Annotated in this window: 15 protein-coding genes, 1 tRNA gene and 1 pseudogene; 10 read left to right on the top strand and 7 right to left on the bottom strand. The window is 28.3% G+C overall.

Features of this window, described 5'->3' with window-relative positions; all coding sequences use genetic code 4:
* Positions 1-1,022 precede the first annotated feature (1,022 nt).
* Complete coding sequence (locus tag DNK47_RS03620; RefSeq protein WP_258393870.1) at positions 1,023-1,157, top strand: hypothetical protein; 135 nt, start codon at positions 1,023-1,025, stop codon at positions 1,155-1,157.
* On the opposite strand, the gene rsmA is transcribed toward DNK47_RS03620, so the two are convergent.
* Genes rsmA through rpmH form a run of 4 tightly spaced genes read right to left on the bottom strand, consistent with a single transcriptional unit; the run spans position 1,147 to position 3,676 of the window.
* Positions 1,147-1,929, bottom strand: coding sequence for a 16S rRNA (adenine(1518)-N(6)/adenine(1519)-N(6))-dimethyltransferase RsmA (rsmA, locus tag DNK47_RS00265; protein ID WP_112664947.1), 783 nt, complete (start codon positions 1,927-1,929; stop codon positions 1,147-1,149). The genes DNK47_RS03620 and rsmA overlap by 11 nt on opposite strands.
* A gap of 3 nt (positions 1,930-1,932) precedes the next feature.
* A complete protein-coding gene (locus tag DNK47_RS00260; protein WP_112664946.1) occupies positions 1,933-3,138 on the bottom strand; it encodes a YidC/Oxa1 family membrane protein insertase in 1,206 nt (401 codons plus the stop codon).
* Positions 3,129-3,503, bottom strand: a complete 375-nt coding sequence (gene rnpA / locus DNK47_RS00255; protein WP_112664945.1) for a ribonuclease P protein component — start codon at positions 3,501-3,503, stop codon at positions 3,129-3,131. Before rnpA ends, DNK47_RS00260 begins: the two co-directional genes overlap by 10 nt.
* Before the next feature lie 29 nt (positions 3,504-3,532).
* Positions 3,533-3,676: a 50S ribosomal protein L34 gene (gene rpmH, locus DNK47_RS00250; RefSeq protein WP_099197241.1), complete on the bottom strand. Its 144-nt coding sequence runs from the start codon at positions 3,674-3,676 to the stop codon at positions 3,533-3,535.
* Between the two features lie 58 nt (positions 3,677-3,734).
* Between rpmH and DNK47_RS03680 the strand changes: the two are divergent.
* The 6 genes and pseudogenes from DNK47_RS03680 to DNK47_RS00225 all read left to right on the top strand — a co-directional run.
* Positions 3,735-4,439: pseudogene (locus DNK47_RS03680) on the top strand (AAA family ATPase); the annotation flags it as partial.
* A gap of 45 nt (positions 4,440-4,484) precedes the next feature.
* Positions 4,485-4,994 (top strand): hypothetical protein, encoded by a 510-nt coding sequence (locus DNK47_RS03615; protein ID WP_258393869.1) that lies wholly within the window; start codon positions 4,485-4,487, stop codon positions 4,992-4,994.
* A gap of 74 nt (positions 4,995-5,068) precedes the next feature.
* Positions 5,069-6,229, top strand: coding sequence for a DNA polymerase III subunit beta (locus tag DNK47_RS00240; RefSeq protein ID WP_112664944.1), 1,161 nt, complete (start codon positions 5,069-5,071; stop codon positions 6,227-6,229).
* Positions 6,230-6,239: 10 nt separating this feature from the next.
* Positions 6,240-7,151 carry a hypothetical protein gene (locus tag DNK47_RS00235; protein WP_112664943.1) on the top strand — a complete coding sequence of 304 codons (912 nt, stop codon included), beginning with the start codon at positions 6,240-6,242 and terminating at the stop codon, positions 7,149-7,151.
* A 1-nt stretch (position 7,152) separates the two neighbouring features.
* Positions 7,153-8,241 carry an HrcA family transcriptional regulator gene (locus tag DNK47_RS00230; protein WP_112664942.1) on the top strand — a complete coding sequence of 363 codons (1,089 nt, stop codon included), beginning with the start codon at positions 7,153-7,155 and terminating at the stop codon, positions 8,239-8,241.
* Complete coding sequence (locus tag DNK47_RS00225) at positions 8,241-9,452, top strand: ATP-binding cassette domain-containing protein (RefSeq protein WP_112664941.1); 1,212 nt, start codon at positions 8,241-8,243, stop codon at positions 9,450-9,452. Before DNK47_RS00230 ends, DNK47_RS00225 begins: the two co-directional genes overlap by 1 nt.
* On the opposite strand, the gene DNK47_RS00220 is transcribed toward DNK47_RS00225, so the two are convergent.
* The 3 genes from DNK47_RS00220 to DNK47_RS00210 form a co-directional block, all read right to left on the bottom strand.
* Positions 9,449-9,703, bottom strand: coding sequence for an L-threonylcarbamoyladenylate synthase (locus DNK47_RS00220; RefSeq protein ID WP_112664940.1), 255 nt, complete (start codon positions 9,701-9,703; stop codon positions 9,449-9,451). The two genes, DNK47_RS00225 and DNK47_RS00220, sit on opposite strands and share 4 nt — an antisense overlap.
* Before the next feature lie 65 nt (positions 9,704-9,768).
* The gene (locus tag DNK47_RS00215) at positions 9,769-9,987 is read right to left on the bottom strand and encodes a hypothetical protein (RefSeq protein WP_112664939.1); all 219 of its coding nucleotides are present in this window, start codon (positions 9,985-9,987) and stop codon (positions 9,769-9,771) included.
* Positions 9,988-10,023: 36 nt separating this feature from the next.
* Positions 10,024-10,097, bottom strand: a tRNA-Gly gene (locus DNK47_RS00210).
* A 63-nt stretch (positions 10,098-10,160) separates the two neighbouring features.
* Here DNK47_RS00210 and DNK47_RS00205 point away from each other — a divergent pair.
* From DNK47_RS00205 to DNK47_RS00195, 3 genes are read left to right on the top strand one after another with little or no spacing between them, the layout of a single operon-like run.
* Positions 10,161-10,412 carry a preprotein translocase subunit SecE gene (locus DNK47_RS00205; RefSeq protein WP_112664938.1) on the top strand — a complete coding sequence of 84 codons (252 nt, stop codon included), beginning with the start codon at positions 10,161-10,163 and terminating at the stop codon, positions 10,410-10,412.
* A gap of 11 nt (positions 10,413-10,423) precedes the next feature.
* Positions 10,424-11,317: a transcription termination/antitermination protein NusG gene (gene nusG, locus DNK47_RS00200; protein WP_112664937.1), complete on the top strand. Its 894-nt coding sequence runs from the start codon at positions 10,424-10,426 to the stop codon at positions 11,315-11,317.
* A 26-nt stretch (positions 11,318-11,343) separates the two neighbouring features.
* Positions 11,344-11,904 carry a PTS sugar transporter subunit IIA gene (locus DNK47_RS00195; protein WP_112664936.1) on the top strand — a complete coding sequence of 187 codons (561 nt, stop codon included), beginning with the start codon at positions 11,344-11,346 and terminating at the stop codon, positions 11,902-11,904.
* Positions 11,905-12,153: the final 249 nt, after the last annotated feature.

Raw genomic sequence — 12,153 nt, 5'->3', positions numbered from 1 at the left:
CTAATGAAAATAATTTAATTTCAACTATTACTGACTATTTAAATTCAGCTGAAAAATTTATTCAGATTGAATTAGAACCAACTGAATTTGACTGGATTTCCTTTCACCAGTTCTATTCCTTTATCCTTTCTAAAAAAAGTCTAATACTCTTTCCCTATTTATATGCGCAAGCAAGAATAAATGAGTTAAATTCCTCTAAAAAATATAGTCTTAGTAATTTACTTAATGCTCAAGAAATTAGTTACTCAGAATTTAGAGAACTAATCTCTGAACTAGAAGACTATAAACTTGTATCTATTTTTTCCAAAGAAGAACTATTAACTCTTAAACTAAGCTCTCCAAGACCCCTTAAAGAGTTAATTAAATCTGAGAAACTTATTCACAAACTACCTAGTTTCAAATTAGCTGAATTCAAATACATCTTTGAGAAATATCAAAACTCAACTGAGCTAACTTTCTCTAAAAACACAGACTCCTCAGAAAACCAACTATCAAATCTAAATTCAGATCAAATTAAGCTTTATTGGTCTTTCTATGACAATCTCTACAAGACAGTTGAAAAGGAATTCACTCTTTCACCAGCCATTGTCGAATTAATAGAAAGTCATTGGAATAATGAACAACTTAGCTCTTCTAGATTAATTGAATTAGCTTCTCTTTCCCTAAGAATTGATGAGTCCAATAACTATTATCTTTCTATCTCAGAACTCTCCAACTTAATTAATGAAGAGCTAAATCTCTCTAAAAAGGAATTCAATTTAGATGAATACCACTCTTTCTGACAAAACCTACATTCTCACAAAGACAAAAAAGCTCTAAAGAAACAATTTAAGTCACTGTTCTCAGACTATTCTGAAATAATCTTTTATCTCAAATTAACTAAGAAGAAACAAGCTCCAGCCAAACTAGAACAATGAATTCAAGATTGCATTAAAAAACACTTTGAAAAATCCATTATCAATGGAATGATGTCTTTTGTCTTTTCCCTACTTAAAAAAATTCCTATTAACTATCTAATAAAAATGAGTGATAGTTTAGTTGATGATGGAATCAACACAATAGACCAATTTTTGAATCATCTGAAAGGTTTTGCAAAACATGAAATCAAGAACAAAAATAGATTTAAAGTGCTAAGCAGTGAAGAACTTACAAGATAGATAATTCTTTCAAAGTCTTAAAGAGCTCTAATATTTGTTCAGGACTTAATTCACTAATCCTAGTATTCTTAGAGAGTAGCCTTTTCTCTAAAAGAGACTCTTTAATTGACTCATCTAGCTCTTCAAATATAGGATTATTTAGTAATACCTTTCTAGGTCTAGAAAAACAACTCTTAACAAATACTGAATAGTCTTTTAGTAATTGTTCATCGGGTTGATATTTCTTCTTAAGAGATAGAAAGATAGAATCCACATTTGGTTTAGGAAAGAAATTAAGTCTACCAATAACAAATAATCTTTTAACTTCACAAAAGGTTTGGAACAATACTGACAAAGAAGAATACTGTTTAGAGTTAAAGGAAGCATTGACGGTCTCAAAAAACTCTTTTTGAACTGTAAAGTAAGCTTCTTTAAATATCTCTAACTCTAAAAACTTAAAGAATATTTGAGTACTTATGTAATAAGGAATATTTCCAAATAACAATATTTCTTTGTTATTTGATTCAACTTCTTCAACTGAAAGTTTTAAAAAGTCTTTATTAACTATCTTGACATCAGGGAACTTGGTAAGTAAATAAGATGAAAGCTTTGAATCTAGCTCTACTCCTATATATTCTTTATTAGTTCTGTCTAAATATTGAGTTATTTGACCACAACCTGGACCTATTTCTACTATAGTTTTGTAACTAGATTTATTAATAGTCTCAGCTATTCTTTTCTGAATATTTCTATTCTTTAAGAAGTACTGAGCTAAGTTCTTTTTATTTCTGATCTTCTAAAGTCCTAATACTTTTAGCTTTTTAGTTAAAGAAGTATCTCTAGGTTTTAACTTCTTAAGTATTAAGTGAATACAGTAGTTAGAAAAGATATTTAGTAAAGAGTTAAAGAAGTAATAAATAGCCAAACTAGTAGACCAAAAAAATGAGAACAACATAAACATAATTGTCATTATGTTTTGAATTCTCTTACTACTACCTAAATTAACATTCCTGAAACTTAAATTACTGTCTGCTGTATAGTCTGGGAATCTTTTTTTCATCAACATAGTCGGAAATCTTTGGTTAAAGTAGTTAACTGGAATAATAATTAGACACATTATTAAATACATTCAACCAATTCCCAAGAAATCTGAAAAGATTATTTGAGCAGGTGTATTAGATAATGGCATAACTCCAAACAATTTTGCTGATTTAACTGGTCTAGTAATTGTCATTAATCTAAAGACAATTAAGAATATTGGGGTATTAATAAAGAAGTTTTCTAAAGGAGCTAAAGGTTTTAACTTATTCTTTTTGTTGTATTTATTTAGCTCTTGTTGTCGTAGGACTGTGAGTTGTCTTCAATCTTCAGCTTTATTAGTGCTTTCATATTTAGCATTAATCAAGGCTATATTTCTCTTGTGTCTTTGTTGTTTGTCCGAATAATACTGGGCTCTTAAAGTAGTTAAAAAAACAATAGATTTCATGATTAGCAAAACAATGAGAATGGCAAAGATAACATTGAAACCCATTTTGTCAAGAATACCATCTTTTGTTCCCCTAAAAGCTCAAATTAGTGCGAGAAAAGCCCTAGAAATTGGATATACAAACCACATAATGAAAGGACCAAACCCACCTGAAGAATTAACTAAAGGTCAATAGGCTCAAGGATTTGGAGTCCAAGGAAAAGCATCATATCTTGGATCTCCAGTTCTTCCTTTTTCAGTTAAAGGAGAATATCCTACTTCTAGTCCAACTCCAACCTCCCTAGAATAAGATACATAAGAAGTAAATATTGATTGAAAGAATGACCAACAAATCATCAAGAAACTAAAGGAATAAACACAAACCTTAAATCACTTAAAAAACTTCCTAAAGTAATATTTATATGTCTCTTTGGTATAGTCATCTCCAATAGAACCAAAAGAAAATAAGCTTCTTTTTTTATTGTTTTCTTTAGACTTGACTAATTTACTGAAATTTAGTTTGAACTCTAAGAACATTTAGATAAGAAAATAGAGTAGATTTTTTCTATTTCTTTTTTTAATTCTTGAAAGTTAACCTTTCTGCCCTTGTAATTAGAGTGAAATAAATTAGTAAATAAAAAGATAGATAAGGTTTTAGGAAATTTATCTAACTGATAACTGGAATTAAGTGCTCAAATAACTCTTTTTAAATAATTTCTATCTACAGCTTTTTTTCATTTTTTCTTAGGAACTATTATTCCTATCTTTATATTCTTTAATTGGTTTAAAGAAGCTAGATTAGAAACATATAGGAATATTAGATTCTGAGTCTTAATTCTTGATCTATCATTAAAGACTTTTTCAAACTCCTTTTTCTTTAATAACCTATATTTCTTTTTCAAATTAATAGATTACTTAAAAGAAACAAGGTTTATATATCTGAAACAGTTAGTCTCTTTCTACCTTTAGCTCTTCTATCTTTCACAATATTTCTACCTGTTCTTGAAGACATTCTTTGTAGAAAACCATGAACCCTTAATCTTTTTCTCTTTTTAGGTTGATAAGTTCGTTTCATTTAATAACTTATTAATTAAATTTCCTAAATATTCTATTCAAATTTAAATAATTAAAGAATTATTTATCTACAAAAAATCAGTAGTAACTCAGTTCTTTTATCCAACTTAATTTCTTATTTAGCAAAGAAAAAGAAGCTTACTGATTACGAAAAACTACTAGATAAGAAAAACAAATTAACTCTTAAGAAAAACTACTGTATCCTAAGCCTTAACAATAGTCTTTATAAAAAAGTCAAGGATTTAGAAGAAGAGATAAAAGAGTTTCTCGCTTTAGAACTAAACAAAAGTTTCAATATATTCTTTGAAGTCTTAAAAGATGAAGCTGAACTAGAACTTAAAAACCAATTAGAAACAGAACTAAAGGAATTTAAGACTAAATCAAAACTTGACTTTTTTATAGAGCACCAAGATAACTACCTAATAGTTAATAAGTTAAAAGAATTTCTAAACAATTCTGACTCTTCTATACTACTAATAGGAACTAAAGGTTCAGGAAAGAGTTATTTAATTAGAGAGTTACTAAAAGAAACTGAGTACATTTACCTAGACCTAAATACCTTTCAAGAGAAACTTTTTAGTTTCAAAAACAATAAAAAATCTTTCATTAATTGTTTTAAAGACTATCCATTAATTGTCTTTGATCATCTAGAGTCAATTTCCAGTATCTCTGACTCTTACAAGTTACTTAAACAAATAAAAAAGATTAGAGAAGAATTAGGAAATAAAAACTTATTTATTTGCTCAAATAAAGAACAATTAATTACTGAAAATCTTGTAGAACTCCCTCCACCAACTCAAAAATTAGTTTTGCAACTAACTAAAGAATTATTAAGAAAACACTATCCAGAACTAAAAATCACTGAATCAGCTATTGAATTTCTCTCCTATCTTCTAGGTAACAACCTCAAAGAATTAATAAACAAATTATTTAAGTTCTTTATCTTTCTAGAAAGTTACTCTTTCCAGACCAACATATTGGACAAAGAAGAGCTAAACAATATATTCAATGAACTATTCAATAAGTCTGAGAAAAAAAGACTAATTAACTATGAACAAAACTCACAACTTAAAGCTCTTTGTGAAAAAAAAAGCTTCAATTTAGGAACAGTTAAAAGTAAGTCTAAAACTAAAAAATCAGTCTTTGAAAGAGATCAAATAATTCACATTCTCAAAGAAAGCTTCAATTTCTCTATTAAAGATATTTCTCAGATACTTTCTAAAAGTAAATCCTCTATCCACTACTCCTTAAAAAAGGTAAAAAAGAAAAAAGAAAGTGAGACCTTTAAAAATTACTTTGACTATCTAACAAAAATCTAACCCTTAAATAATTAATTAATGAATTAATTAATAAATAAAAAACAATAAGTAATTAATTAATAAATAATTAATTTATGTATTTTTCTATTAATAACAAACTAAATCTAAAAATAAGAGAATTTATTCACTCAAGTATTAGTACCAACTTATTAACTAAAAAAGAAGAAGAAATACTCATTAAATGTAATAAAGACAAACAGTTAATTTTTTACTCTAATAACAACTACACTGAATCTAAATTAATCTTCAATGAAGATGAATTCAAATACAAAAAACAAGGAGAGATTGTTCTTAGTTCTAAAACATTTTTATCTTTATTAGAAAGTCTTAAACAACAACCAGAAATAGAGTTTCAAAAAGTAAATAACTCATTAATAAAAGTAAGTTCAGAAAAGTTTGAATGTAATCTAATACCTTTATCTAAAAAGTTCTTATTCGAAGATAACTTAGTTATTCCTGATGATTCAAAGAAAATAACTCTAGAGTTTGAGTTCCTAAATCTTATAAATAACAGATTTAAAGACTTTTATAAGAACTTAGGAGGTGGAGGAAATTTACAAAAAAACACAATCTACAATACTATTAACTTAAAAAAAAATCATAACTCTAATGAAGTTAGTGTTTTAGTAACTGACTCTTATAGAATACTATTTGCTTCTTTTAAGTTTTTAGATATCTCAGAAGAAGAATTTCAATTTAACTTACACACAGAGATACTTAGTTGCATAATCCTGTTATTCAAAGATAAGTTTGAATCTAAGAAGCTTAATTTCTATATAAAAGATGACAGTTTATTAGTTAACTCAGAGGGATTAGTCTTTAGAACCAAGTTAAATTCCTCAAACTATCCTAATCTTTCTAGTCTCTTTAATCAAGAAGAACAACTTAGTTTCACTATAGATAGAAACTTATTAATTGCAGCTATTGATAGAAATCTATTACTAGCCGAACAAAACTTACATATAACCTCTTATAAAGTACTAGAAGATAATCTAGTATTGGAATATAGAGATTCTTCTAAGGGTTATACCAAAGAAGAAATAAAGATAGTTAAACATAAGGGAGAGAATATTCACTTCTCACTTAATAGTCTTTATCTAAAACAACTACTAAAGAATATTTCTGATGAAGAGATAATCTTTAATATCTCTGAAGTCTATAAGCCAATAATTTTATTTGGTAAGAATGAAGAAGTTAACTTTAAACAGATAATATTACCTCTTAAATACAGTTAAGTTATTAGCTATGAAACTAATAAACAATCAAGTATTTAACTACCAAACAGACTTCAATAGTTTTTTTAAGGCTGAAAAGAACTTTAAGTTATGTATCCAAATATTCTTACTAGTTTCTTCTTTAGTAATAGCTATTGCTGTATCTTCAAAAGTTCAAAAACTATTGTTTGAGTATGTATTTAGATTCTTTGTACCTTTTAAGATTTATGACTACATTACAGACTGATGAAAAGGTTTTCTTATAACAGGAAAAGAAGAATACTTTGATAATTTTCAAAACCCATTTACTAACTACAGAAGATATATTTATGGTGCAATATTGATATTTACTATAGAGAAAGTTAGATTATTTCTAAAGTACAGAAGAGCAATTAAGAAGTGAGGTAAATTCTCACTATCTTATGGTATTTATGAACACAAAGAGTTCTTAAAGGTTAAGAGAGAATTACTTAGAACTTTAGGTAATGTACTAGCTTTTGGAATAACTCTTTTTGTATTTTGTTCAGCTATATTATTTGCAATTTACAAAGATCTAGTCAAAGACTTTAATTTTGAAAACAACTTTATATTTGAGGGAGTTATATTCTCTTTCTTCTTTTGAATAGCTTTTGTTGTCTTTTATTGTCTAAATATTTATCAAAGAACACATAACTACTATAGAAACTATCTAAAGAAAAACAAGATAGATCAAAAGAAAGATGCTTTTGTTGTTATTAAGAGTTTGGTATGACATTACTTACTGAATCTATTTGGATTAGCAATGATAGCTCTAAATATTCCTATAGATTTGTTCATTATTCTTATGGGTTTGAAATTCCTTCCTTGAAACAATATAGCTTTAAAAACAAAAAGGTTATTTGTAACTAATAAAGAGGAGTTAATCTATAGTACATCTAGAAAAACTCTATTAAGTATTGTTTAGTATGTCTAATCCTGTAGTTGAGTCAAGTGAATCAATTGAGTTACTTATAGATGAAAGTAGTAAAGAGATACTTAATGAAAGACAGAAAGAGATTCTAAAGATAATTGTTGAAGCTTATATAAGTGAAAAAGAGTCTATTAGTAGCTTAAATATCAAATCTAAAAAACTATATAGATGATCTTCAGCAACTATAAGAAATGAAATGTTGATTCTAGAACAAAAAGGATTCTTAAAGAAAGAGCATCAATCTTCTGGAAGAATACCTACTAAAGAAGGCTATAAGATGTACATTTGTCACTTAATGGATAACTTAAAGAATGTAAATGAAGAAATCAAATATAAGTTAGTTGAGTTATTTGCAAATAGAAATGAATCTATTGATGTAACCCTAAATAAGAGTGCGGAAATAATCTCTAACTTCATTAATTTGCCTATTATTCTTTCAGGAAATAATGATTTAGGAAAGGAAATACTTAAGAGATTAGACCTTGTTGAATTATCTGAGAGAGAGTTTGTTATATATGCAATAACTTCTTCAGGAGAGATTTATAAAGACAAAATATTTGTAGATGAATTTAAAGAAAGAGAGGATTTAAGCATATGTGTCAAACTATTAAATGAGAATCTAGTGGGTTGTACTCTTTCTAATATAGATAAAGAAACTCTAAAGTTAATACCTAAGATAAGAAGTAGTGTTCATAAATATGAGTTTGTATATGAAAAAATCATTGCAAAGATTTGTTCAGGAGTAGTTAATAAGAAACAGTCTTTGTACAAGATTTACAACAAAAACTCTATAATATCTCAACCTGAGGTTAGAAACAACCAAATTAGTCTAGAAAAAATCTTTAATATATTAGAGAATTACTCTACATTCTCTCAATTAAATTCCAATTACTTTAAAACAGGAAAGACTTTAATTAATTTAGATAGTGAGATAGATGGTGTTTCTGTAACCACTACTACAGTTTTAGATACTAGAGAAAAAACAAGAAGTTTGTCTGTAGTAGGACCTACTAGAATGAACTATGCATTAATTAGAAGTTTGTTTGAATTTATTAATGAAAAAATAGTAGAGTTCTCCAAATAATGAGTGTTATAGAAGAAAAAAAGAAAAAGACTTTAAAGCTAGATGAGTTACTTAATTTAAAGAAAGAACATAAAGAAATAGAGGATCAAACCAAGAAATTAAATAATTACCTGAATCAAAATATCTTTAGTGTTTTTGATAAGACACAAGAAACAGAACCACAATTAACTGAGTTACTAGATGTAAGTGATAATTCTTTTAACTTCTTTAAGAAATTATCTAAGAGTGGAATATTTGAATATAGTTTTCCAACTTTAGAGGTAAATAACTTAACTAAATACTATGGAAATAAAAACATAGCTTCTTTAGTTAATGTGTCTCTGAAGGTTTATCATGGAGATTTTCACATAATTATTGGAGCTTACTCTTCAGGAAAAACAACTCTATTTAATTGTTTGTCTGGTAGAGAGGAGTATGATGGAGAGATTCTTTTTAACTCTCAAAACTATAAAGGAGACATCTTAAAAATTAGTAAGGTTTGTGGTTTTATAAGTTATGAGCATGAATTTGATTCTTTTAGTACTTTAGAAGAAGTAGTTAATACTAAGTTGCAATTAATGGGAGTTGAAGAAGGAACTATAAGAAGTTACTTATCTATTAAGTTAAAAAGTTTTGGTCTTGAGAATAAAAGAAGAACTCATATTATTGACTTAAATTTGTTAGAAATTAGAAAGCTTCAATTATTAATTTCTCTGATATTTGACCCTAACATATTAGTTTTGGATCAATCTTTATTAGGACTTCAACATACTGAAAAGATTGAATTATTGGATCTACTAGTTCAATTTAAGACTTCAGAGAGATCGGTAGTTTTGTTCTCTCACGATCTTTCAGATTTGCCTAATTACTTTAACTCCTGTACCTTGTTAGTTGAAGGAAAGACTTATTATTCTGGTTCTATGGAAAATCTGTTATTAGAAAGCAAGAATAAGTATGCTATTTCAAGTTCAGACAATGAAGCTTGCTTGAAATTTCTTCCTAAGTACTCAACTTCTCATTCAGTTAATTTAGTGAAAAATGTGATCTTTTGTACCTTTGATGGAAAGATGAATTTCCTTCTATTCCAAAGAGAATGCTCTTCCAAAAACATAATTTTTTTAGAAATTAAGAAAGTTAGTCTGGAACTAGAAGATATCTATAACTCGGTATCTAAGTTAGGAAGTAAAACTGCTAGAGTGGAACTAAATAAAAAGAACTTCTTTTCTACTTAATTAAAGATTTTTCAGCGGGGGATCTCTCCTTCTCTGATTATCTCTTTGTTGTCATAGTCATAGATAGTTGAGAATATTCCTGAGCTAACACAACCAGACTTAACAATCATGAATTTGTCTTTATGTTCCTTGAAGACAATTTTGGCTTCTTGTAGGTCTTTAATTGGTTCTTCTCCAGAGATGTTTGCACTAGTTGAATAGAGAGGACCTAGATGTTCTGAGAGTTTTAGTAAGACTGGATTGGCTGGCATTCTATAAGCATCTCCTTTATATATAACTGTTAAAGGACCAGGTCAGAATCTTTGTAAAAGAGGTTTTAGGTCAGCAGGAATCTTTTGGGGAAATTGATCAAGCTTTCCAATAAAAGTAATCAGTTTTTTTTTAAAGGTCTATTCTTAATTTCATAGAGAACTTTGCTGTCGAGGGCCGCTAAAGCTATCAAGGTATCTGTTTCAATAACAATAGCTTTTCCCATTAATAAACTCTTACAGATTCCTAGATAGTTTTCTAGATATTTCTTAATGAACTTATTCATATTTGATAGGTAGATTTAGATAAAAGTAATAATTAGTGGAGCAGAATATGAGAATCAAACTCACGACTCAACCTTGGCAAGGTTGTATTTTATCACTAAACTAATTCTGCATTAAAGTTAAAAACAAGCCTTTTAAGCTCGTCTGATTATATATTTAATTAAATAAGTTAAAGATGTTGGAATCAAGGGATATTAATGCAGAGTCAGTTATTAATCAAGATGAATATTCTTGATTCAAGATGCACTATAGAAACTTTAAAAGTAAGACAGTTTCTTTTGTTGAAGAGTTCTTTAAAAACTTTCACAGAATACAGTGAAGTAGTAGTCAGAAAGTATTTAAAGAGACTTGTTTTGTTCTTTTAATTACTGGAATATTGACTCTATTCTTCTATGTGATTTTCCTATTTATGTGACTTATTACTTAAGTTAGAAGACAATGGAGTGGATAATTACAAGTGACTTTGATGAGTTTGAAGATGAAATTATTGGTCTTGATTTAGATAAAGACAGTGAAAGTAAAGAATGTGAATGATTTACAGCTAGAACTTTTGTATCAAATGAAGATAAGTTAATAGAACAGCTTTGAGATAAAGTACGACAGTATAAATTAACTGATCAAGTTCAAGAAATTCTTTCTGTTAAGGAAACAATAGTTGATGAGTCTAAGGACTATCCCCCCGATTCATTAGAGTTACCCAAAACAGAATTTAGGAATAGTAAGACTTCTATCTGAGTGAAGACTAAAAATGGTTATTTTAGAAAGATTCGATTAAAAGTTACTAGACCATTTAAGTGTTTTATTTTCATCAAAATGGTTGGAGAGCTTGACTTGTTTGACCAAATAACTAGATGAGCTTTAGGACTTAATTTCTTAGGATATCCTTCTCCAAATGTAGTAACAGAAGCGGAAATTTTGAGAATGAAAGGCATGGTTTCAGAAAAAATTCCATCACTAGAAGACTATATTGCTAAAAAAGAATATCAAATTATTAGTGGTCCTGTATCTAACTTTGTGAAAAGTGGTATGCCCGTTCCAAAACCAGTTGAGGAAGAAGGTCTGGGTTACGATCCTGAAGAAGGAAGGGCGGAACCAACAATGACTGAGGAAGTTGAAGAAACATATGTTTCTACACCTACGGTTATTCACGATAGAAGAGAGATAGTTATTGAGAATTTAAGAGTTAATGATTTTGTTTATTTATCTGAAATGGGAGCAAAGGGAGTTGTTAAGGACATAGACCTTAAGAATCAAGTAGTGACTATCAATATAAACCTATTTGGAAGAAGTCAAACACTTAGATGTAAGCCACAACAATTAAAAGAGTTTTAAAATACTATTTTGGGATTTTTGTAAATATGAAGGCATTAATTGAATTTGTTAAAAAATTTCTTTCTGGCTTTACTAAGAAGAAACGGGAAGAGTTAAATCAAGAGATAAAGATCTATTCTCCTCTAACTGGAGTCATTGTTGATCAAAAGAAGATTCCAGATGAAGGTTTTTCAGAAGGTTATATGGGAGTTGGAGTTGGTATTCAACCTACCGATGATGAAGAAGTTTTATGTCCTTTAACTGGTAATCTAGAAGTTTTATTTAAGACTCAACACGCTTATATAGTTAGAGAGTTAAAAACTCAAATTGCAGTTATGCTTCATCTTGGAATTAATACAGTGAACATTCCTCTAGAAATGAAAGCCTTTACTACTTCTTTAACTCAAGGTTTGCCAGTTTTAGAAAAAGATCAATTATGTCAAATGTCACTAGAAGTTATTAGAAAGAATGCAACTAGTGATATCTCAGCCTTGTTAGTTCAAAATGAAAACATGGAAGGAAAAGAAGTAAAGATACATAAGAAAGATGGTGAGTCAGTTACCAAAGGGGAATTGGTAATGAGCGTGTTCTATAAATCAGCTGAATAGTGAGCAACTTAAATACGAAACTCTTTTACTAGAGGGAGGATTAGCTAGTCCGGGGCTAATCTCCGGCACTTTCTTCCTTCATCCCAGAGGTTGTTTTATTTGAGAACAAATACAGTCTTTTATTAACAAAGAATTTGCAAAACTCAAAGTTCAGAATGTTTTATTTCCCAGTCTAATTCCTTATTCAGGATTTGTAGCTGAACAAAAAAGTCAAAACACCTTAGACCTAAGTGAGATTATTAGATTACA

The sequence above is a fragment of the Mycoplasma wenyonii genome, from assembly GCF_003265155.1.
Classification (GTDB): Bacteria; Bacillota_I; Bacilli_A; order Mycoplasmatales; family Mycoplasmoidaceae; genus Eperythrozoon_A; species Eperythrozoon_A wenyonii_C.
The sequence above is the reverse complement of the archived record's forward strand: the minus strand, read 5'-3'. Positions and strand labels throughout refer to the sequence as shown.